At 38.4% G+C, this 22,931-nt stretch carries 18 protein-coding genes; 14 read left to right on the forward strand and 4 right to left on the reverse strand.

The window, feature by feature from the left end:
* Positions 1-40: 40 nt before the first annotated feature.
* The 8 genes from R2Q78_RS16325 to R2Q78_RS16360 all read left to right on the forward strand — a co-directional run bounded on the left by R2Q78_RS16325 (position 41) and on the right by R2Q78_RS16360 (position 9,211).
* Complete coding sequence (locus R2Q78_RS16325) at positions 41-922, forward strand: NAD kinase (protein WP_316793606.1); 882 nt, start codon at positions 41-43, stop codon at positions 920-922.
* A gap of 1 nt (position 923) precedes the next feature.
* Positions 924-1,748: a DUF6089 family protein gene (locus tag R2Q78_RS16330; RefSeq protein WP_316793607.1), complete on the forward strand. Its 825-nt coding sequence runs from the start codon at positions 924-926 to the stop codon at positions 1,746-1,748.
* A gap of 19 nt (positions 1,749-1,767) precedes the next feature.
* Positions 1,768-2,508: an isoprenyl transferase gene (locus R2Q78_RS16335; RefSeq protein ID WP_316793608.1), complete on the forward strand. Its 741-nt coding sequence runs from the start codon at positions 1,768-1,770 to the stop codon at positions 2,506-2,508.
* A 63-nt stretch (positions 2,509-2,571) separates the two neighbouring features.
* On the forward strand, positions 2,572-5,118 hold the full coding sequence (gene bamA, locus R2Q78_RS16340; RefSeq protein WP_316793609.1) for an outer membrane protein assembly factor BamA: 2,547 nt from the start codon (positions 2,572-2,574) through the stop codon (positions 5,116-5,118).
* A 15-nt stretch (positions 5,119-5,133) separates the two neighbouring features.
* Complete coding sequence (locus tag R2Q78_RS16345) at positions 5,134-5,664, forward strand: OmpH family outer membrane protein (protein ID WP_316793610.1); 531 nt, start codon at positions 5,134-5,136, stop codon at positions 5,662-5,664.
* A 42-nt stretch (positions 5,665-5,706) separates the two neighbouring features.
* On the forward strand, positions 5,707-6,276 hold the full coding sequence (locus R2Q78_RS16350) for an OmpH family outer membrane protein (RefSeq protein ID WP_316793611.1): 570 nt from the start codon (positions 5,707-5,709) through the stop codon (positions 6,274-6,276).
* Positions 6,277-6,372: 96 nt separating this feature from the next.
* Positions 6,373-7,218, forward strand: a complete 846-nt coding sequence (murI, locus tag R2Q78_RS16355; protein ID WP_316793612.1) for a glutamate racemase — start codon at positions 6,373-6,375, stop codon at positions 7,216-7,218.
* A gap of 91 nt (positions 7,219-7,309) precedes the next feature.
* Complete coding sequence (locus R2Q78_RS16360; protein ID WP_316793613.1) at positions 7,310-9,211, forward strand: class II glutamine amidotransferase; 1,902 nt, start codon at positions 7,310-7,312, stop codon at positions 9,209-9,211.
* A gap of 56 nt (positions 9,212-9,267) precedes the next feature.
* Here the strand turns inward: R2Q78_RS16360 and R2Q78_RS16365 are convergent, their stop codons facing one another.
* Positions 9,268-9,894: a LysE family translocator gene (locus tag R2Q78_RS16365; RefSeq protein WP_316793614.1), complete on the reverse strand. Its 627-nt coding sequence runs from the start codon at positions 9,892-9,894 to the stop codon at positions 9,268-9,270.
* A 239-nt stretch (positions 9,895-10,133) separates the two neighbouring features.
* On the opposite strand from R2Q78_RS16365, the gene R2Q78_RS16370 reads away from it, so the two are divergent.
* The 5 genes from R2Q78_RS16370 (at position 10,134) to R2Q78_RS16390 (ending at position 15,990) form a co-directional block, all read left to right on the forward strand.
* Complete coding sequence (locus R2Q78_RS16370; protein ID WP_316793615.1) at positions 10,134-11,564, forward strand: MFS transporter; 1,431 nt, start codon at positions 10,134-10,136, stop codon at positions 11,562-11,564.
* A gap of 92 nt (positions 11,565-11,656) precedes the next feature.
* Complete coding sequence (locus tag R2Q78_RS16375) at positions 11,657-12,106, forward strand: dCMP deaminase family protein (RefSeq protein WP_316793616.1); 450 nt, start codon at positions 11,657-11,659, stop codon at positions 12,104-12,106.
* 8 nt (positions 12,107-12,114) lie between these two features.
* The gene (guaA, locus tag R2Q78_RS16380) at positions 12,115-13,644 is read left to right on the forward strand and encodes a glutamine-hydrolyzing GMP synthase (RefSeq protein WP_316793617.1); all 1,530 of its coding nucleotides are present in this window, start codon (positions 12,115-12,117) and stop codon (positions 13,642-13,644) included.
* On the forward strand, positions 13,601-14,830 hold the full coding sequence (locus R2Q78_RS16385; RefSeq protein WP_316793618.1) for an amino acid ABC transporter substrate-binding protein: 1,230 nt from the start codon (positions 13,601-13,603) through the stop codon (positions 14,828-14,830). Before guaA ends, R2Q78_RS16385 begins: the two co-directional genes overlap by 44 nt.
* Complete coding sequence (locus R2Q78_RS16390) at positions 14,827-15,990, forward strand: RsmB/NOP family class I SAM-dependent RNA methyltransferase (RefSeq protein ID WP_316793619.1); 1,164 nt, start codon at positions 14,827-14,829, stop codon at positions 15,988-15,990. Before R2Q78_RS16385 ends, R2Q78_RS16390 begins: the two co-directional genes overlap by 4 nt.
* Before the next feature lie 126 nt (positions 15,991-16,116).
* Here the strand turns inward: R2Q78_RS16390 and R2Q78_RS16395 are convergent, their stop codons facing one another.
* The 3 genes from R2Q78_RS16395 to R2Q78_RS16405 form a co-directional block, all read right to left on the reverse strand.
* Positions 16,117-16,686 carry a MarC family protein gene (locus R2Q78_RS16395; protein WP_316793620.1) on the reverse strand — a complete coding sequence of 190 codons (570 nt, stop codon included), beginning with the start codon at positions 16,684-16,686 and terminating at the stop codon, positions 16,117-16,119.
* 90 nt (positions 16,687-16,776) lie between these two features.
* Complete coding sequence (locus R2Q78_RS16400; protein ID WP_316793621.1) at positions 16,777-18,474, reverse strand: amino acid permease; 1,698 nt, start codon at positions 18,472-18,474, stop codon at positions 16,777-16,779.
* Positions 18,475-18,608: 134 nt separating this feature from the next.
* Positions 18,609-21,002: a sodium-translocating pyrophosphatase gene (locus R2Q78_RS16405; RefSeq protein ID WP_316793622.1), complete on the reverse strand. Its 2,394-nt coding sequence runs from the start codon at positions 21,000-21,002 to the stop codon at positions 18,609-18,611.
* A gap of 282 nt (positions 21,003-21,284) precedes the next feature.
* Here R2Q78_RS16405 and R2Q78_RS16410 point away from each other — a divergent pair, with 282 nt between their 5' ends.
* The gene (locus tag R2Q78_RS16410; RefSeq protein WP_316793623.1) at positions 21,285-22,712 is read left to right on the forward strand and encodes an APC family permease; all 1,428 of its coding nucleotides are present in this window, start codon (positions 21,285-21,287) and stop codon (positions 22,710-22,712) included.
* Positions 22,713-22,931 lie beyond the last annotated feature (219 nt).

Genomic DNA, 22,931 nt, shown 5'->3' on the forward strand with positions numbered 1-22,931 from the left:
GATAAAAAAATAACATAGCTTACAAAACCAACATAACTTAATGAAGATTGCAATTTACGGTAGAGAATTCAATAACAGTGTTTTGCCCTATGTGCAGGAAGTATTTAATGTTCTTGAGTCGAGCCAAACGCCAATCTTGGTTTACAAAAAATACCTTGATTTCATAAAAGATAAGATTAAGCTTCCAATTAATATCGAGGTTTTTTCAGGCCATGGAGAATTATTAAATAAGACAGATGTTTTGATCAGTCTGGGAGGAGATGGTACTTTATTGGATACGCTATCTCTAGTCCGTGATTCTGGAATTCCAGTGATAGGGATCAACTTTGGAAGACTTGGTTTTTTAGCAAGTATCAATAAGGACGAAATCAAAACAGCCATACAAGCGCTGCAAAATAAGGAATATTCGTTGGATAAACGAAGCCTGCTAAATCTGGAATCTAAACAAGGATTGTTTGGTGACGAGAACTTTGCACTTAATGATGTGACAATTCACAGAAGAGATAATTCAGCGATGATGATCATCCATGCCTATATGAATAATGAATTTGTAAACTCATATTGGGCAGATGGATTAATTATTGCTACTCCCACTGGATCTACCGCTTATTCTCTAAGCTGCGGTGGCCCAATCATTTATCCAAGCTCTCAGAATTTTGTAATTACACCAATTGCCCCTCATAATTTGAATGTGCGTCCTGTTATTATTCCTGATGATGTCTCTTTGACATTCGAGATAGAGGCCAGGAGTTCGAAATTCCTGGTTTCCTGTGATTCGCGAACTGAGACTGTAGACCGGTCCGTAAAGGTGACGCTGCATAAAGCTGCTTTTCACGTGAATCTTATTCGTTTGAACAATGAAAGCTATTTAACTACGTTAAGGAATAAATTACTTTGGGGCATTGATACCCGGAATTACTAGAATGCAATATAAAAGACCATTATTTTACCTTTTTCTGCTTTCCCTGTTTGGCGTGAATTCAAAAGCTCAGACATGGGAGCTTGGTATCCATGGCGGTGGGGCGGGTTATCTTGGAGACCTGAATCAAACGAAACCCCTAAAATTAAGTGGTGTTTCTGCCGGTGGTTATGTGAAAATAAATTTTGACCCTTATTGGGCTCTTGGCGCTCACTACACCTATGGTAAAATAAAGGCCGATGATCTTAAATCATACAATGAAGATTTTAGAAATAGGGGATTAAATTTCAATACGGGATTAAATGAAGTGAGTCTTCAGGTAGATTTTAATTTTCTGGAATATTTTGCCGGAGGAGGGACTAAAGGATTTAGTCCTTATATCTACGCTGGTATAGGTGGCGTTTTCTTTAGCCCAAAAGCAAGTTATCCAAAAAACTCTATACTAGGTGATGAAACCTATAAACTGAGATTTTATAAAACAGAAGGACAGGCAGAACCCTATAAGAATTATGCGTTAACTGTTCCTTATGGTGTTGGTATGAAATTTAGATTAAAGGAAAATTGGGGGTTATTTACCCAGATTGGATACCGGACCGCTTATACAGATTATCTTGATGATGTGAGTACCAAATATCCGAATCCGAATAATTCGAACTGGCCGACTGATAATAATTTATTAATCAGGCAAATGCTTTCCAATCCTTCCGAGGTTGCTGGTTATGGGGCTCCTAGTACACAGAGAGGTGATTTTAGAAAAAGAGATACATATATGTTTGTAGGTATTGGCATATCTTATACCTTTGTGTCCCAAAAATGTTATACATTTTAGGCATATTTGCACAGAATTAATGAGATTTAAAGAACAAATTGACGTTACACGCTTGCCAGAGCACATTGCAATCATCATGGATGGTAATGGAAGATGGGCAAAAAATCAGGGTAAATTCAGGCACTTTGGTCATGAAAGTGGTGTGTTGTCCGTGAAGGACATTGTGGAAGGCTGTGCAGATATAGGAATAAAGCACCTTACAGTTTACGCTTTTTCTACCGAAAACTGGAACAGACCTATTGAAGAGGTTAATGCTTTAATGGAATTATTGATCTCTACCATAAATCAGGAAACAGCAACGCTTACAAAAAATAACATCAGGCTGAATGCTATAGGTGATATTGCCTCTCTCCCACAAAAATGTATTGAAGATTTAAAAAGTGCTATGGATAAAACGGCGGGTAATACACGTTGTACCTTGACACTTGCTTTAAGTTACAGTGCAAAATGGGAGCTGATAGAAGCAGCAAAAAAATTGGCTCAGCTTGTTAAGGATCAAAGTCTTCGTATAGATGAGATTAATGAAGAGAATTTTGCGGCTCAGTTAACAACATTAAATATTCCTGATCCTGAGCTAATGATCAGGACAAGTGGCGAACATAGAATAAGTAATTTTTTGCTTTGGCAAATGGCATATACCGAACTGTATTTTACAGATACGTTGTGGCCCGACTTCAGAAGAGAAGATTTGTTTGAGGCTATTGTAGACTACCAAAAACGCGAACGCCGCTTTGGTAAAATTAGTGAACAATTGAACTAATTTTACTTTTAACACTTTTTAACATGTGTTTAAATTAACTTAGCATCGATTTTTAGATTGTAAATGAAAAGAATATATCAACTCATATTATTGTTATTGATCGGGTTACCGTCAATGGCACAGATCACACGTCCTCAGCCAAATCCTACGCCGCCTAGCTTAAAAGTTAATGGGTTGGATCTTGATTATTTCAATCCTAAAGAATACATCATAGGTGGAACAACATTAAGCGGAACGAAACATGTGGAAAAAGACGTAATCATAACGCTTTCAACGCTTATTAAAGGACAGACTATAACATTGCCAGGAGAAGCAACTTCCAATGCGATTAAGATTCTGTGGGCCCAGGGTTTATTTGATGATATAAAACTTGACATTACAAAAATTGAGGGTGATTCTGTTTTCTTCGATATTGATGTAGTTGAACGTCCACGTCTGGCTTCTTTTGAGATCAATGGGGTAAGTAAATCACAAAAAACGGATATCCTTGAAAAGATCAATGAAAAAAGTGGCAAGGCAATCATAAATGATAATTTATACAATTCAACCACTGCTACGATTAAGAAGTTTTTACTTGACAAGGGTTATTTCTTTACTTCTGTAGACTATAAGACTAAACCAGATCCTAATATGGAAAACGGTATGGTTTTACAAGTATTTATTGAGAAGGGGAGGAAAGTTAAAGTACACGAAATCAACTTCACAGGTAATAAGGACTTTTCGTCCGCAAAATTGAGAAAGTTCCTGAAAAAGACTAAACAACAAGCGTTCTACAAAGTGTTTGGATCTGGGAAGTTTAATAAAGAAAAATACGAAGAAGATAAACTTAAACTAATTGCAAAAATGCAGGACAATGGTTACCGTGATGCGGTGATCTTAAAGGATAGCGTTTATCAGTATAGCGAGAAAGCTGTAGGTATTAAAATAGATCTTTATGAAGGTCCTAAATATTATTTTGGAAATATTACCTGGGTTGGAAATGCAAAATACGATACACAAACTTTAGAAAGAGTTTTGGGTATTGAAAAGGGCGAGGTATTTAGTGAAGAAAAATTAGAAAAGAAATTAAGAGGTAGTGCTAACGGAGATGATGTTTCCAGCGTTTATCTTGATGATGGATACCTTACTTTTCAGGTAGATCCTGTACAGACTAAAATCTATAATGATACTGTAGAATTAGAAATGCGTATCTATGAAGGTCCACAGTATACTAATAACCGCATTACTGTTAAGGGTAACACGATTACGAATGACCGGGTAGTGTTGAGAGAACTCAGGACTAAGCCAGGAGAGAAGTTCTCTAAAGCTGCGCTGATTCGTACGGTACGTGAAATTGGTGCCCTGGGTAACTTTGATGAGTCAAAAACAAATCCGGTTCCTAAACCAAATCCTGCGGATGGTACGGTAGATATCGAATATACAGTAGAAGAAAAACCTTCGGATCAGATTGAATTGTCGGGTGGTTTCGGTGGTGGTAATATCATCGGTACGCTTGGACTTACATTTAATAACTTCTCGTTGAAGAATCTGTTTAATCTTGATGCTTACAAACCACTCCCTAAAGGAGATGGGCAGAAATTGAGTTTGCGTGGTCAAACCAATGGTAAGTATTACCAGTCTTACAGTTTCTCTTTCTCAGAACCTTGGTTAGGTGGTAAGAAGCCAATCAGTTTTGGAGTTAGTGCATTTACTTCATTGCAATCAAATGGTGCAGATGTAACGGATTCAAGATTCCAAAAAATACGTTTGAACGGTGTCACTGTTAGTTTGGGTAGAAGATTGAACTTCCCTGATAACTATTTCCAGTTGAGTCACTCAATTAATGCACAACAGTATATTTTGAACAATTATCCGGGATATCTATTCAGTTCAGGTACCTCGTATAACTTCAACTTAACTCAGGAGCTAAGCAGGGATTCCAGAAATCATCAGATCTTCCCTACGGAAGGATCTTATTTCAGATTCACTATTCAAGCTACTCCTCCATATTCATTAATTAACAAATTAAACTATTCAACCGCGTCTGATAAGCAACGTTATAAGTTTACAGAATACCATAAATGGAAATTTGAATCACAGTGGTTCCAGAAACTGGCAGGAAAATTGGTAGTAAAAGCTCAGGCTCAGTTTGGTTTCTTAGGTTTATATAACCGCGAGGTTGGACAGTCGGCTTTTGAGCGATTTAAATTAGGTGGAGATGGTATGCAAGGTTTTGACTTCTTACAGGGATCGGAATTGATCGCTATGCGTGGATATGCTAATAATACAGTAATCCCTGTTGGAGCGAACCCAACGATTGCTCAGAACTCAGGAAGCCCAATATTTACAAAATATGTAATGGAGCTAAGATACCCTGTTATTGCAAGTCAGCAGGCAACAGCCTTTGTGGTAGCATTTGCTGAAGCTGGTAATACCTGGAACAAATTCAGTGATTTTAATCCATTTAATGTTAGAAGATCAGTAGGTTTGGGAGCAAAGATATTTTTACCGATATTCGGACTGTTGGGAATAGATTATGGTTACGGATTTGATAAGATACCTGGTTTACCTGATGCCAATAAAGGTCAGTTCCATTTCAGCATCGCTCAGCAACTAGGTGGATTTAACTAATTAATGCTTAAGAAAATGAAGAAGTACTTTTTAATTTGCTTTTTATTATTTGCCGGACTTGGTGCCTTTGCACAAAAGTTTGCATATGTAGATACAGAATATATATTGAAACATTTGCCGGAATATAAATCGTCATTAAATCAATTGAATGTGTTGTCTCAGCAATGGCAGCAACAGGTAGATAATAATTTTACGGAAATTGATAAAATGTATAAGACTTATCAGGCAGATCAGGTATTGCTCACTGAAGATATGCGTAAGAGAAGAGAGAACGAAATTATTGAAAAAGAAAAGCAGGCGAAAGAATTTCAACGTAAGATTTTTGGACCGGAAGGCGAGCTTTTTCAAAACCGCACAAAATTATTGAATCCCATACAGGCAAAAGTTGCGAAAGCTGTATCTGAAGTTGCGAAAGTGAAATTGCTTGATTTTATTTTTGATAAAAGCAGCGAAGCTACAATGATGATTTATGCAAGCAGTACTTACGATGTCAGCAATGATGTAATCACAAGATTAGGCTACAAACCGGGTTCAATCCTTCAGTAAGAATATAAATAAACTAAAAAACAATTATTAAGAAAAATAGAGATGAGAAAGTTAATGAACGCATTTTTTGTAGCAGCAGGATTATTGTTTACTGCTAACGTTGCAAGTGCACAACAAAAATTGGCACATTTGAATTCAGCTATGATTATTGAAGCGATGCCTGAAGTTAAAAAAGCCAAAGAAACCCTTGAAGCTTTGAATAAAACAAAAACTGCTGATATTGAGAAAATGATCGCTGAATACCAAAGCAAATATCAGGCTGCTCAGGCTTTAGAAAAAACCTTGAGCGAAGCCAATAAAGAAGCCGTAGGTAAAGATTTGCAGACAAAGGGTGCTGAATTGCAGGATCTTGAAAAACGCATCACTGATGCAAGAACAAAAGCTCAGCAAGAAATGGAAGCAAAAAATGCAGAGTTGTTTAACCCAATTCAAGTGAAAGCTGATGCTGCGATTAAAGCTGTGTCTAAAGAAAAAGGTTTTGCTTATGTATTTGATACTGCAAACCAAGCTTTGGTATACTGGGATGGTGGAGAAGATATTACCAATTTAGTAAAGACTAAATTAGGCATTCCTTTGACAGCAGCAGCAACAGCCCCTGCGCCTAAAAAGTAATTTACAGAAATAAGACTTAGACCTGAATGAAAGGTTTGGGTAAAAATATTTAAATTGCGGGACCGGATGATAAAATCCGGTCCCGCTTTTTTTTAAATGGATACTAAACATTCTATTGGTGTTTTTGACTCTGGTTACGGTGGCCTGACTGTATTTAAATCTATAGCCAAGAAGCTACCTCAATACAACTATATTTACTTCGGTGATAATGCCCGTTCGCCTTATGGTGACCATTCTTTTGAAACGGTATACCAATATACGTTAGAGTGTGTAGAGTGGTTGTTTGCGCAGGGATGTCCACTTGTGATATTGGCTTGCAATACAGCTTCAGCAAAAGCACTGCGGTCAATCCAGCAGAAAGTACTTCCGGTTAAATATCCAAATCATAGAGTACTGGGGGTGATCAGGCCGACCGCAGAAATTGTTGGGGCCTATACCAATTCTAAAACAATAGGAGTAATGGGAACAAGGGGAACTGTCAATTCTCAGTCTTACCTTTTAGAGATTAAAAAATTCTTCCCTGAAATTAATGTATTCCAGCAGAGTTGTCCAATGTGGGTGCCTTTGGTTGAAAACAATGAACATCTTGATCCGGGAGCAGATTATTTTGTGAGAAAGTATGTAGAGGAGTTATTGCAAAAGAATGGAGATATAGATTGCCTCCTTCTTGCCTGTACTCATTATCCTTTGCTCATCCCTAAAATCAAAGCTATACTTCCCGAAGGCATTGGTCTGTTAGGTCAGGGAGAAATTGTTGCAAACAGTCTCGAGAATTACCTCTCGAATCATCCTGAAATTTCCTCAGTTATAGGTAGAGATAGCTTTAAATCATTCTTTACGTCGGGGGATCGTAATACGTTCGATGAACATGCTTCGATCTTTTTTGGTGAGGAAGTTCACTCTGAGCATGTAGATCTCAACCCCAATTTTTTAGATGTTTAAACACTAAATTATAATCTGAATGAAAGATTCTATTTCTTTCTAGGTTCTAATTATTTTTAACGGTAAATTTGCGGCTCAAATAACACACCTAATGAGTGACTCGATAAAACACGAATGCGGAATAGCCTTTATCCGCCTTTTAAAACCGCTCTCATACTACCAGGAAAAATACGGGACTGCACTTTACGGACTAAATAAGCTTTATCTTTTAATGGAAAAGCAGCACAACCGTGGGCAGGATGGAGCCGGTATTGCAACCATTAAACTGGATGTGAAACCAGGAAACCGCTACATTAGCAGGTACCGTTCAATGGCTCAAAATGCTGTTGCAGATATCTTTGGATATGTGCAAAACAAATTTGTAGACATCCAGAATGAAACTCCTGAATTAATGCAGGATGCGGAATGGTTAAAGCAAAATGTTAGTTTTATTGGTGAAGTTTTACTGGGACACTTGCGTTACGGAACACATGGAAAGAACAGCATCGAAAACTGTCATCCATTCCTGCGTCAGAACAACTGGATGACTCGTAACCTCGTTATTGCCGGTAATTTCAACATGACTAATGTTGATGAGTTATTGGAACAATTATACGAACTGGGCCAACATCCAAAAGAAAAGGCGGATACTGTTACAGTGCTTGAAAAAATAGGGCATTTCCTTGATGATGAAAATCAGGAGTTGTTTGATGAATACAAAAAAGAAGGGCTCGACAACGTTGAGATCACACATAAAATTTCAGAACACCTTGACATTGCAAAAATACTAAGACGTTCCGCAAAGAACTGGGATGGCGGTTATGCGATTTCAGGTATTGTAGGTAATGGAGATGCATTTGTATTGCGTGATCCTTCTGGAATTCGTCCAGCCTACTATTATCAGGATGATGAGATCGTTGTAGCGGCCTCTGAGAGACCGGCTATACAAACAGCTTTCAATATAGCATTCAAGGATGTAAAGGAAATTGAGCCAGGACATGCCCTGATTGTAAAAAAGAATGGTACAGTAACTCAGGAAATCTTTAGAGAACCTCAGGAAAAGAGAGCCTGTTCATTTGAACGGATTTATTTCTCAAGAGGCAGTGATGCTGAAATATATAAAGAGCGTAAGCACCTCGGTGCATTATTATGCAAACAGATTTTAAATGCTGTAAGCGCAGACTTAAAAAATACAGTATTCTCTTTTATCCCTAATACTGCCGAGGTTTCGTTTTATGGAATGGTAGATGGTTTACATGCTTATATCAGAGATTTCCAAAAAGAAGCATTGTTACACCGAAAAGATGTATTGGATGATAAAGAACTCGACGAATTACTTTCTATGCGTCCAAGGGTGGAGAAATTGGCCATAAAGGATGTAAAGTTAAGAACGTTCATCACTCAGGATGCAGACAGGCAAGACATGGTAGCCCATGTTTATGATACAACTTATGGGGTGATTAAAAACCATACAGATACTTTGGTTGCGGTTGATGATTCTATTGTTCGTGGTACAACACTAAAACAAAGTATCATTAAGATCATCGATAGATTACATCCTAAAAAGATTATTATCGTTTCTTCTGCACCTCAGATCCGTTATCCGGATTGCTATGGTATCGATATGTCGAAGATGGGGCAGTTTGTTGCTTTTGAAGCAGCAATTCAATTGCTGAAGGCCCGTGGTATGGAGCACGTTATTGAAGAAGTATATCAGAAATGTAAATCCTCATTGTTGTTACCTAAAGAGGAGATAACTAACCACGTTAAGGATATTTACAGACCATTTACTCAGCAAGAAATTTCAGCGCAGATCACAAAGATCATTACTCCTGAAAACATCAATGCAGAAGTCGAGGTGATTTACCAGACGTTGGATAACCTTCATGTGGCATGTCCAAATCATACAGGAGATTGGTATTTCTCAGGAAATTATCCAACACCTGGAGGGAATAAAGTAGTGAATAAAGCTTTTGTAAACTGGAAAGAAGGCAATAATCAAAGAGCTTATTAGCAGATAAGCACTTTTAAAGATAAAGAGGTTGGTCATGATGAATGATCAGCCTCTTTTTATTTATAGTATTTTAGAATTACCTCAATGAAAATGCGGATTGCAAATATGATGATTACCGCTCCTGCTATTTTATTTAGAGTCTGTATGTTTTTTTCTTTAATCCGGTACCGCAATTTGGCTGCATAATAAGTTTTGACACAGTCTACAGAAAGCTGAGTTGCCATAGCGATGACAAAAAAAACAACTTTTTCTGTCATATCATAGTGGAGCTGAACAGAAATTATCCCTCCAACCATAATCCAGAACATTAGGGTAGAAGGAGAAAGCAGGCACATTAAAAAACCCTTTAATATATATCCTCTTTTTTTGATCCTGACAGTTTCGGAAATATCATAGTTGACCTTTACTTTATTGAATAAATAATAAAGGCCTATCCCAAAAAGAAACAGACCCCCTATGATTCCAACATATTGATTGTATTCGGAATTGTAGTCGACAAATTGAGAACTGAATATAGTTAGTGTAATGAAGATGATGTCGCTGAAAATGACACCTATAGCTAATGAAAATCCTGCTTTGAAACCTTTTTCTATGCTTGTTTTAATCATGGAAAAAAACACGGGACCCGTTAAAAACGAAAATAAAATACCCGCACCTATCCCTTGTAATATTGCTTCAAACATTCGGCTAAACCTTATATATTATGCTAATATGCAATTTTAAACATAAAGTACAGTTATTTTTTTGTGAAGTTTTATCTCTGAAATGTTCTATTAGTCACCCTGTAAATGGAATATAATATTAGCTGTTGATTTGTCTCCTGTTTGAGGTTTGGGAAAAATAAACCGTTTTAGCATGTCAATGCTTTACCTTACAATTTTTTTTATTTATGTTTAGAGAACCAAATTTTTATTAAACATATATGGAACAGCAATCACAAACAAAATGGGCCCAGTTTATACCCTTAGTTACGGTATTCTTCTTTTGGGGATTCGTAGCTGCAAGTAACGACATTTTAATCCCTGTATTTAAGCATGCTTTTGATTTGTCTCAAAGCCAGAGTCAGTTGGTGTCATTGGCTTTCTACATCGCCTATACCGTAGGATCTCTGATTTATATGGGTATATCTATGCTGATAAAGAAGGATGTTGTAAATACCATCGGGTATAAGAATAGTCTAGCATTAGGTTTGGTTATCTCCGCAGTGGGTACATTATTATTTTATCCAGCGGCAAATTTAGGTTCATTTCCTTTGATGTTATCCGGATTATTTATCGTAGCACTCGGGTTTTCGCTACAGCAAACCGTTGCCAATCCATTGGCCATTGCTTTAGGCCCGATTACAACAGGATCGCAGCGCTTAACATTAGCAGGAGGAATAAACAACTTCGGAACAACAATAGGACCGTTGATCGTAAGTTTCGCAATCTTTGGTTCAATTTCGGAAGACGGTGCAAATGTGAGTATCGAAAGTGTAAAAATCCCTTACCTGATTTTAGGTGCAGCTTTTATCCTGGTTGCAATATTTTTAAAAATGTCTTCACTTCCTGATAAACCAACATTGATAGAAGCTAAAATCGACGACGACGGTTTAAAAGGCTCAGCTTTAAAATACCCTCAGCTGGTATTAGGGATGATTGCCATTTTTGTTTATGTAGGTGTTGAAGTTTCTACAGCAAGTAATCTTCCTGCTTACATGGAAAAAGACCTTGGTTTCAAAATAAAAGACATTGCGCCTTATATCTCTCTATACTGGGCAAGTATGATGATTGGAAGGTGGACCGGCGCGGTTGAAGCCTTTACAGATAATGTAAACAAACAAAAAGTATTAAGATTCATCGCCCCTTATTTAGCTTTTGGTATCTTTTTAGGCGTAAATGCAATGTTTAACCATGATCTGGCTCCATTCTATGTTTACGGATTAATTATTTTAGTATTAATTATTGCCGATATGGCAAGTAAAGGGAACCCGGCAAGAATGCTGTTAATCTTCTCTTTTGTTGGTATCACTGCCTTAATTATTGGTATGTTCACAACCGGCATGGTAAGTGTCTACGCTTTTACGAGTGTCGGGTTATTCTGCAGTACACTGTGGCCATGTATATTTACACTTGCTGTTAGCGGTTTGGGTAAACATACCAGTCAGGGAAGTAGCTTTTTAATCATGATGATTATGGGTGGCGGGGTTATCAGCTGGTTACAAGGATATGTTTCCGAATTTACGGGTATTCAGTATAGCTATATCATAGGTATCCTTTGTTTTGCTTACTTGGCATACTATGCATGGACAGTAAGTGGGATTTTAAGGAAGCAAGGAATTTCCTTCGATAAGAAGATTTCTGGCGGGCACTAATTTTTATCCTTATAAAAAGAAAAGAGGCTGATCATGATTAATGATACAGCCTCTTTTCTTTTCACTTATATTTGCAACCCTATTTTAATTAGATGAAGAAAAGTTTCAAAGATATTTATATGAATCTGGCAACAGATCTGGCTTTCAGGTCTCATTGTGTCCGGGCACAGGTAGGGGCAGTGCTCACTAAGGATACAAGGATTATTTCTATAGGTTATAATGGTCCGCCTGCGGGAACACATAATTGTGACGAGGAATGGCCGGATACTGGCTGTGCCCGGGATTCGAGAGGTAGTTGCTCACTGGCTTTGCATGCAGAGGAGAATGCGATCCTGTATGCCGTAAAAAATGGTTCTAAAATAAGTGGTTCGACACTGTATACTACACTTTCCCCATGTATAGCCTGCGCGAGGCTTATTTTATCTTCCGGGATAAAAACGGTCTTTTACAAAGACTCTTATGCTGAATATAAAGGCTTGCCAAGTGATGAAGGGGTAGATTTTCTAAACCGGTTCGGTGTAGAAGTAATTAAATATTCTTAACTTTGGCCATGCTAGAAAAAATCATAATCCTCGATTTTGGTTCCCAATATACACAGTTAATTGCCCGCAGGGTACGCGAATTAAATGTTTATTGCGAAATTCACCCTTTCAATAATATTCCTGAAATCTCATCTGACGTTAAAGGCATCATATTTTCAGGTAGTCCATACTCTGTTCGTCAGGAAGACGCACCACAGATTGACTTAAAAAAGTTTCATAACCAATATCCTGTACTTGCTGTTTGCTATGGTGCACAATACATTGCACAGCATTCAGGTGGAGACGTTCAGCCATCTTCAACTCGTGAGTATGGTAGAGCTAACCTGAATTATGTAGCTTCAAATAATAAATTATTTAAAAATATCAGTACAGGTTCACAGGTTTGGATGTCACATGGTGATACCATTACTAAAGTACCTGAAAACTTTGAACTGATTGCAAGTACAGACAGCGTAAAGGTTGCTGCTTACCAGGTTAAAGATTCTGAAACTTACGCCATACAATTCCACCCTGAAGTAACACATAGCACTGATGGTAAACAATTGTTGGAGAACTTTCTTGTAGACATCTGTGGTTGTAAGCAGGAATGGACGCCGGATGCATTTGTAGACACAACTATTGCTGCACTTCAGGAGAAACTGGGTAATGATAAAGTGGTTCTTGCTCTTTCGGGAGGTGTAGATTCAAGTGTTGCTGCAATCCTGCTTCACAAAGCTATCGGTAAAAACCTGCATTGTATTTTTGTAGACAACGGATTGTTACGAAAAGGAGAGTACGAAGCTGTTCTTGAACAATACAAACACCTTGGTCTGAATATAAAAGGTGTTGATGCAAAGGAGCGTTTTTTAAGTCAGCTTGCAGATGTAAAAGATCCTGAATTAAAGCGTAAAGCGATAGGGCGTGTATTTATAGAAGTATTTGACGATGAAGCACATCTTGTGCAAGATGTGAAATGGCTTGCGCAGGGCACTATATATCCGGATGTAATTGAGTCCGTATCTGTTAAAGGTCCTTCAGCAACCATCAAATCTCACCACAACGTAGGTGGCTTACCTGATTTCATGAAACTTAAGGTGGTAGAGCCATTGAATACTTTGTTTAAAGATGAAGTAAGAAGAGTTGGAAGGTCACTCGGACTGGAAGATTTCATTATTGGTCGTCACCCTTTCCCTGGTCCCGGTTTAGCCATCAGAATTCTTGGAGATGTAACGGCTGAAAAAGTAGCCATTTTACAGGAAGCAGATGCCATTTACATCAATAACCTGAAAGAAGCTGGTTTATATGATAAAGTATGGCAGGCAGGAGCAATCTTCCTTCCGGTACATTCTGTAGGTGTAATGGGAGATGAGAGGACCTATGAAAATGTAATTTGCTTACGTGCAGTTGAATCTGTAGATGGGATGACAGCAGACTGGTGTCATTTGCCATATGAAGTACTCGCTAAAATTTCTAATGAAATAATTAACAAAGTAAAAGGAATTAACCGCGTTGTATATGACATTAGTTCAAAACCACCAGCTACAATTGAGTGGGAATAAATATTGCTTAATTATTTTTATTATACTGTTCATCTCGGCCTGTTCACCAAAGGTACAGAAGACAGTTGTTAAAAAGCCCGATATTCCCAAGGTAGAGAAAGAAATAGAAAAGCCTGCGTTAAAGTTTACGCAGGCTAATATCTCTTTGCTGGTTCCTTTCAGGTTAAATGACCTTAAACTAAAAACTGCTACTAAAACCGAGATTGAGAAATCAGCTATGGCTATTGATTTCTATCAGGGCTTTAAACTTGGGGTAGATTCCGCGGCTTCACTTGGCCTTAATTTTAAGCTTAAGGTGTTTGACTCACGTAATAGTAATGCTCATCTTGATGAGTTAATTGAAGATGGGAATTTAAGTGGTAGCAATCTGATTGTTGGCCCTGTGTTCCCTGAAGGTTTGAAACACATTACTAAATATTCGATCTCGAAAAATATTCCTGTCGTAAATCCACTGGCAGCTACACATCCTGTTGAATTTAACAATCCCAATCTTATTTCTATAGTAAATAATATAGATCTACATGCCAATAAACTGGGAGACTATATTACTTCTGCTTATAATCCAGCAAATACTATTATTGTTCTCATTAATCCCAAAGCTCCGGATGATGAGGTGATGGCAGCTCCTATAAGGGCTTATTTTACAAACAGTAGAAAACAATTTACCTTTCAAGAGTTTGCTTCCGTATTTACAATGGAGACAAAGTTGATTAAGAATAAGAAATATGTAATCGTTGTAAGTAGTGATGATAGAAAATTTGTTGTTCCTACCATAGATAAACTGGTCAAAATAAAAAATGCCGGCTTAGCTATTGATTTGTATGGCCATCCGGATTGGGTAAAACAAAACTATAATGTAGACAAGCTGCAGGCATTGCGCACAGCCGTGACTTCTTCTTTTAAGATCGATTATACCAGTAGCGCCGTCAATAGTTTTATCAGAAAATATCGGCAGCAGTTTAATTTTGAACCAGGAGAGTATGCATTCAAAGGTTTCGATGTTGGCTTTTACTTTGCAAAGCTGCTGGCAGAACACGGAACAGATTATCTGTCGCATTTAACCAAAGAAAAATATAAAGGGTTGCACAACAGATTTTCATTTTATTACAATGAGAAGCTTGGCTTTATCAATACAAGTCTGATGCTGCTTAGGTACCAGAATTTTGCTTTAAACATTATTGAATGAGAGTAGAACATCAAATAAGGGCATTTGAACAGATCTTCGATAAATATGATGGTGCTACACCTTTACACCGTTTTCTTTTTGCTTATTTCAAGCAAAACAAACAGATGGGGTCATCTGATCGCAGATGGGCAACACGATATATATATAGTTTTTTCCGCCTGGGAAAAGCAATGCCAAAGGCTGACCAGATTCTCCGTTTGGCAATAGGGGATTTTTTATGCAATCAGACTTCCAGTTTAGTCATAGCTTCAAAATTGCCTGAACTTCAAGGACAGTTGGAGTTGTCAGTGAGTGATAAAATCGCATTGATTGTTGAAAGCCATCCTGATTTTAAACTGGCAGACGTATTTTGTTTTCATGAGAACCTCAGCCAAAGTCTGGAAAAAGAAGACTTTTATGAATCTTTTTTTACCCAGCCGGATTTGTTTGTCCGCGTGCAAAAAAGTAAACTTGAACAGTTTGTTGTTACCTTAAAGCAAGAAGGAATTGATCCGGAGATTATTGGAGATCAAACTGTTGCTTTACCTAATGGTACTAAACTGGAGAAAATAATTCCTGATCAAAAATACCATCAGGTACAGGATCTTTCTTCGCAAAAAACCAGCTCTTTTTTTCAGCCTCAAGCCTGGGACTATTGGTGGGACTGCTGTGCAGCCTCCGGAGGTAAATCTTTGTTGCTGTATGATCTGGAACCCACTGTGCAGTTACTGGTCAGTGATATTCGTGAAAACAGCCTAAATAACCTGGACGAACGTTTCCAGGAAGCAGGGGTGAAAAAATATCAGAAGAAAGTGCTGGACTTATTGCAAAACAATGAGCAGGATTTGCATCATTATGAGTTTGATGGGATCATACTGGATGCACCTTGTTCTGGCTCAGGCACCTGGGGCCGTACCCCGGAGATGCTTTATTATTTTGATGAGCACAAGATCAGTTACTTTTCAAAACTGCAAAAGACGATAGCAGAAAATGTAGTTAAATACCTTAAGGAAGGAAAACCCTTAGTTTATATTACCTGCTCGGTATTTAAGCAGGAAAATGAAGAGGTAGTAGAGTGGATGCTTCAGAATCTTCCGGTAAAGCTCGAAAAGATGGAACTGATCAAAGGGTATCACAGCAAATCGGATACAATGTTCGCTGCTCGCTTGATCAAACAATAATTTAGGCTGCATAATAGCTTATAACAGATCAGACTCTTGTCAGACTCTCCTCAGAGTTTTGTTAGACCTTAGGTCTAACGAAAGGCTCATATCATACGGAAGATTGACAGTCGATAATCAGGTTGGTTATAGTCCGGTATTATTCCTAAACAGTTTTATAGCGATTGCTAATAGAATAATTCCAAATGCTTTCCGTAGTACATTCAATCCTGATTTCCCGAATAACCTTTCCAGACGCTCGGTATTCTTTAGCACAAAATATACAAATAGCATATTGATCAGGATACCAACAATGATATTTTGAGTGGCATATTCAGTTTTTAAAGATAGCAATGTAGTCATGGTACCTGCTCCTGCAATCAACGGGAAGGCAAGGGGAACAATAGAAACTGTTTCAGGTGCATCACCTTCCTTAAAGATGGTTAGTCCCAATACCATCTCCATGGCAATAAAGAAGATCACAAATGAACCTGCTATCGCAAAAGACTCTACATCTAATCCTATCACTTTTAAAAGCGTTTCTCCTGCAAACAGAAAAATTATCATTAATACTGTGGCTACGATGGCGGCTTTTTCGGATTGAATGTGACCGGCTTTCTTTCTCAGTTCAATCACAACGGGTATCGCTCCCAGGATATCAATAATGGCAAAAAGTACCATTGAGGTAGATAAGATTTGGCTGAAATTAAATTCCATAGCAGTTAATTTTATCTGACAAAGGTAGAATTAAATCTAACAAAAAAAGCCACCCTGTTAAGAGTGGCTTTTAATATTTAAATTCAATAATTATTTTATCTGAACATTACCAGCGGTCATCGAACGGTACAAATACAACACAATGTGTGCTGCCGCAAAGATCAATGAGAAGTAGTACAATCCTACATCTGTTCCGTTAGTGATGCTATGGTGGATTATTGCAACAATAACCAATAGAACAGAAAGTCCCATACCTACATAAGAAACTGTTTTGGTACTCTTCACCAAAGTTTTGTGTTGGTTATCAGAAAGCAAACTATTTCTCATTCCATAGAATAAATATACGTTGATACCTATGATCATCCATACCAATAAACGTACCCATGTATCTAGTGGCAAGAATACCATCATTCCCAAACATACCAGTACACCTAAAATAGGGATAAGTGGAACCAAAGGAACTTTGAAAGCCCTAGGCAAGTCAGGCATACGTTTTCTTAAAATAACAATACCAACACATACCAGGATAAAGGCAAGCAAGGTTCCAATACTGGTCATCTCACCAACAACAGTTGCAGGTACGAATGCTGCAAATAAACTCACAAACACCATGAACAATAAATTGCTTTTTGCAGGGGTGCTGTATTTAGGATGCACTTTTGAGAAAACCTTAGGTAATAATCCATCTTTACTCATCGAGAAGAATACCCTTGATTGTCCCAATAGCATTACAAGGATAACTGACGCATAGCCTCCCAAAATAGCCAGGATAATTAGTTTATTTAACCATGGATAAGCTGGAGTAACGACTCCGGCAGCATCTTTAACACCCATATTGTCAATCGCAACAGCAACTGGAGCGATACCATCCTGACCTTTAAACATGTCATAGTTGGCAACACCTGTCATTACGTGTGCAAAAAGAATATAGAGAATAGTACAGATAAATAACGAAACCAGGATACCAATAGGCATATCTTTCTTCGGATTTTTTGCTTCCTGAGCTGCTGTAGAAACAGCATCAAAGCCTATATAGGCAAAGAATACAATTCCGGCTGCCCGTATGACGCCTCCCCATCCATGTGTAAATACACTTTCGTGACCAGCTTTGTCAGCAGGGATAAAATAAGGAGAATAGTTATCAGAATTGATGTATTTCCATCCCAAAAGGATGAATATGAAAACAATTACAACTTTAATGGCTACTATAAGACCGTTAATAAATGCAGATTCGCTTGTTCCTCTGATCAATACGAACGACATCAATACAATGATAAATACAGCAGGCAGATTAAACATTCCTGAAACAACAGTTCCATCCATCAGCGTAGCATGTTCAAAAGGAGACATGGTTACCTGAGCGGGGAGATGAATGTCATAATATGCCAGAAACTTGACCAGATACCTACTCCAGCTAATGGAAACGGTTGCTGCACCTAAAGCATATTCAAGTACAAGATCCCAACCTATGATCCAGGCGATAAATTCACCCATGGTGGCATAAGAATAGGTGTAGGCACTACCTGCTACAGGGATCATAGAAGCAAATTCTGCATAGCAAAGACCAGCAAAGGCGCATCCTAATGCCGCAATGACAAAAGAGATGGTAATAGCAGGGCCTGCATTATTGGCTGCAGCTGATCCGGTGATAGAGAATAAGCCAGCACCGATAATTGCACCGATCCCTAAAGCTACCAGATTCACCGGGCCAAGGGTCCGTTTTAGGGATCCTTCGCCACTCTCTGCCGCTTCTTTTGTAAGTAAGTCAATTGACTTTCTAAAATTCATAGTTTAAAGTTTAGTTTAAAGTGTATTTATAGCGTCGTTTAATTTGTAATTTGAATGTCAAACCTAAATAAAATATATTAAAAAATAAAAGGGATTCTTTTTCAAAATCCCTTTTATTGGTAACAATTATAATGTTATGGTACGGTGTCAATCGTAGTTTCTGATGTTGCCTGATCAGCGTGTTTCTGTATTTGTTCTCTTTGCGCCCTCATCTTTTGCAAGACCATAGCTACATGTTTTTCCGCCTCAGTAGGATTTGATGGGAACTCAAGTGCTGAATCAATGGTGTTTTGTTGCGTCTGCTGCATCATTTGATTCATCTGCTCTTGCAATTGTTGCTGCATTTGCTGCTGCATCTCCACTACTCCCTTCTGCATTGTTGTTGCATCAGAAGTGGCGATTGCGATATAAGGTGCAATAACCAGAGAAACAATGGACATCAATTTGATCAAAATATTCATAGAAGGTCCGGATGTATCTTTAAATGGATCACCTACGGTATCACCAGTTACAGAAGCTTTATGAGGTTCAGATTTTTTGTAATACATTTCTCCATTAATCTCCACACCTTTTTCAAATGATTTCTTTGCATTGTCCCATGCACCACCAGCGTTACTTTGGAAAATACCCATTAATACACCGGTAACAGTAACGCCTGCCAACAGACCTCCTAAAACTTCGGGCCCAAATGTAAAGCCTACAACAACCGGGGTGATCAGCGCAATTGCACCAGGCATCATCATCTCACGAATAGATGCTTTGGTCGAAATGGCTACGCATTTTTCATACTCAGGTTTTGCTTTATATTCCATAATTCCCGGAATTTCCCGGAATTGTCTGCGCACTTCCTGTACCATATCCATAGCAGCTTTACCAACTGCCTGAATACACAGCGCAGAAAATACGAACGGGATCATACCACCCACAAATAAACCTGCAAGAACAGGGGCCTTATAGATATCTATTGCTGATATGCCTGCAATACCTACAAAAGCAGCAAATAGCGCCAATGACGTCAATGCTGCGGAAGCAATTGCAAATCCTTTTCCGGTAGCAGCTGTCGTGTTACCCACAGCATCTAAATTATCTGTACGTTCACGTACCTCCGGCGGCAACTGGCTCATTTCAGCAATACCTCCTGCATTGTCAGCAATCGGTCCAAACGCATCGATCGCTAATTGCATAGCAGTCGTTGCCATCATTCCAGCAGCGGCTATAGCCACACCATAGAGTCCTGCAAAATAGTACGACGCCATAATACCTCCGGCTAAAACCAGGATTGGAATTACAGTAGATTTCATACCTACCGATAATCCGGCGATGATATTTGTCGCATGTCCGGTTGAAGATTGTTGTATAATCGAATTAACCGGTCCTTTACCCATAGCTGTGTAGTACTCCGTCACGATACTCATAATTGTTCCAACTACAAGTCCGACGATAATGGCATAAAAAACATTCACGTTTGAAAACTCATAGCCACGAAGACTTAAGTTTTCAGGAAGCATCCACATTACAATGAAATAAGATGCAATACCCGTGATCACAATAGATGACCAGTTTCCCAGGTTCAATGCATTCTGAACATTCGAATTTTCATCTTTGATTGTTACAAACCAGGTTCCTATGATAGAGAAAATAATACCAAGTCCGCAAATTACCATAGGCAATAAGATTGGAGACATGCCCCCAAACTTATCAGTCACCGTAATTTCCTGTCCCAATACCATGGTAGCAAGAATAGTCGCTACATAAGATCCGAACAAATCGGCACCCATACCGGCTACATCACCCACATTGTCACCCACATTATCTGCAATTGTCGCAGGGTTACGCACGTCATCCTCAGGGATACCCGCCTCTACCTTACCAACTAGATCTGCACCTACGTCTGCGGCTTTGGTATAAATACCACCACCTACACGGGCAAATAAAGCAATGGATTCCGCACCCAATGAAAAACCGGTCAATACTTCAATAGCCGTTTTCATGTGAACTGCATCTACACCATTTTCACCGATAACATTAAAATATTTTAAGAAAATAATAAATAGTCCCCCCAATCCTAATACTGCAAGTCCGGCTACGCCAAGACCCATTACAGTACCACCTGTAAAAGATACCTTTAATGCTTGTTTTAAACTCGTCCTCGCTGCCTGAGTGGTACGTACATTAGCTTTTGTTGCCGATTTCATACCAATATACCCCGCCGTAGCAGAAAACACAGCTCCGATTACGAAAGAAATCGCAATGATCCAGCTAGAGTGGATGGCTTTGCCGTTAATTTCAGTTATCGTTCCTGAATAAGCCAGTAAAGCACCTGCAAAAAGCACAAATATACTCAGTACTCTCCATTCCGCTTTTAAAAAAGCCATTGCCCCGTCGGCAATATAGCCGGCGAGCTCCTGCATGTTCTTATCACCTGCATCCTGTTTGTTTACCCAGGCACTTTTAATCGCCATCACAATGATGCCAATTAATCCCAACGCCGGAATTGCATAAATTAAATTGTTTTGTAAAAACTCCATAGATTAATTTTCTCGTTTAGTTTGTAAGTTCTGTTTATACTTGGTTAGTCTTATTATTCCCTTACTTTAAAGCAGTTATGCAATGTGGTTCAGAAAGGGGTGGGATGCAAAAATAAGTGTGTTTATGAAATTACCAAATTTTTAATGAATTGATTGACCTGCTATTTCTTAACATTTAAATTGTCGTCCTAATGGAATGTAATATAGTTTTTTTTTAAATATCTTAGCATGCCTGAACCGAAACTTTATTGGTTCAAAAAAATAACCAACCAAACCGAAAAAATGAAAGAAGAAATTCAAGAAGACGGCTCTTTTAAAAGAGAGCTCGGACTATTAGATGGTACAATGCTCGTAGTGGGTTCTATGATAGGCTCCGGGATCTTTATCGTGAGTGCAGATATAGCCCGTAATGTGGGTTCAGCGGGATGGCTGATTCTGATCTGGGTACTCACAGCGATAATTACTGTTATTGCTGCCGTAAGTTATGGAGAACTAAGTGCAATGTTTCCTAAAGCCGGCGGACAATATGTATACCTTAAAGAAGCATACAATAAACTGATCGCATTTTTATATGGATGGAGTCTTTTTGCAGTAATCCAGACAGGTACTATTGCTGCAGTTGGAGTTGCATTTTCTAAATTTGCTGCATACTTATATGAACCATTCAGTAATGAAAACGTCCTGTATCGGGCAGGTTCTTTTGAACTGAATGCGGCACAACTCGTTTCTATTGTTACAATAGTATTACTTACCTATATCAATAGCAGGGGAGTAAAGGACAGTAAAGTATTACAGACTGTTTTAACAATTATCAAAATTCTTTCTTTATTTGGTTTGATCATCTTTGGCTTTACTCTGGCCGCAAAAGCCGAGGTATGGAATGCCAATTGGACGAATGCATGGCAAACACGTTCTTTTAGCCTCGATACCATGACCTGGTCTCCCATTAGTGGTAGCCTATTACTTTCAGGAATTTCTGCCGCAATGGTAGGTTCCTTATTTTCCAGTGATGCCTGGGCAGGAGTAACCTTTATTGCCGGAGAAATCAAAAATCCACAACGAAATGTAGGTCTTAGCCTTTTTCTGGGTACGTTTATCGTAAGCATAATTTATATTCTGGCTAACCTGATGTATGTATCTGTATTGCCGCTAGATGAGATTACAACCGCTAAATCAGACCGCGTTGCAGTAGTGGCCGCACAATATATTTTTGGGTCTGCGGGTACAATTATCATTGCAGTAATGATCATGATCTCCACTTTTGCCTGCAATAACGGATTGATTATGGCTGGCGCAAGGGTATATTATACAATGGCAAAAGATGGTCTTTTCTTTAAGAAAGCTGCCAATCTGAATGCATCTGACGTACCAGGTTGGGCATTATGGGCACAGGGGATATGGGCTTCTGCACTATGTTTAACCGGTCAGTACGGTGCCCTACTGGATTTTGTGGTGATCATAGTGATGATCTTCTATATCCTTACTATATATGGTATATTTATTCTTAGAAGAAAGATGCCCAATGCAGAACGGCCTTATAAAGCATTTGGTTACCCGGTCTTACCGGCACTATACATTATTCTGGCATCGGCGCTTTGCATCGGTTTGTTAAGATATAAATTTGAAACCTGCGGTTGGGGTGTTTTAATTATGCTGGTGGGAATTCCCGTTTATTATTTCACTAAAGAAAAAGAAGATACCCAGTCTTAGCTACTGGTTTTCCTGAAAAATAAAAAGACAAAGGGTTTCGGCATTGCCGGAGCCCTTTTGTCTTTTTTAACTCAATCTGATGGTGAAGAGCTACTTACGAATTAAGAACATTTTTTTGAAACCCTTATTTTGATGAATTCTTGCCTCTATAGTCCCTGTAATTGGATCTGGAATACCTGATTAAGTGTGTGTTAGCTGTTATTTTTGGAGTTTAAAATA

It is taken from the genome of Pedobacter frigoris, assembly GCF_032678645.1.
GTDB lineage: Bacteria > Bacteroidota > Bacteroidia > Sphingobacteriales > Sphingobacteriaceae > Pedobacter > Pedobacter frigoris_A.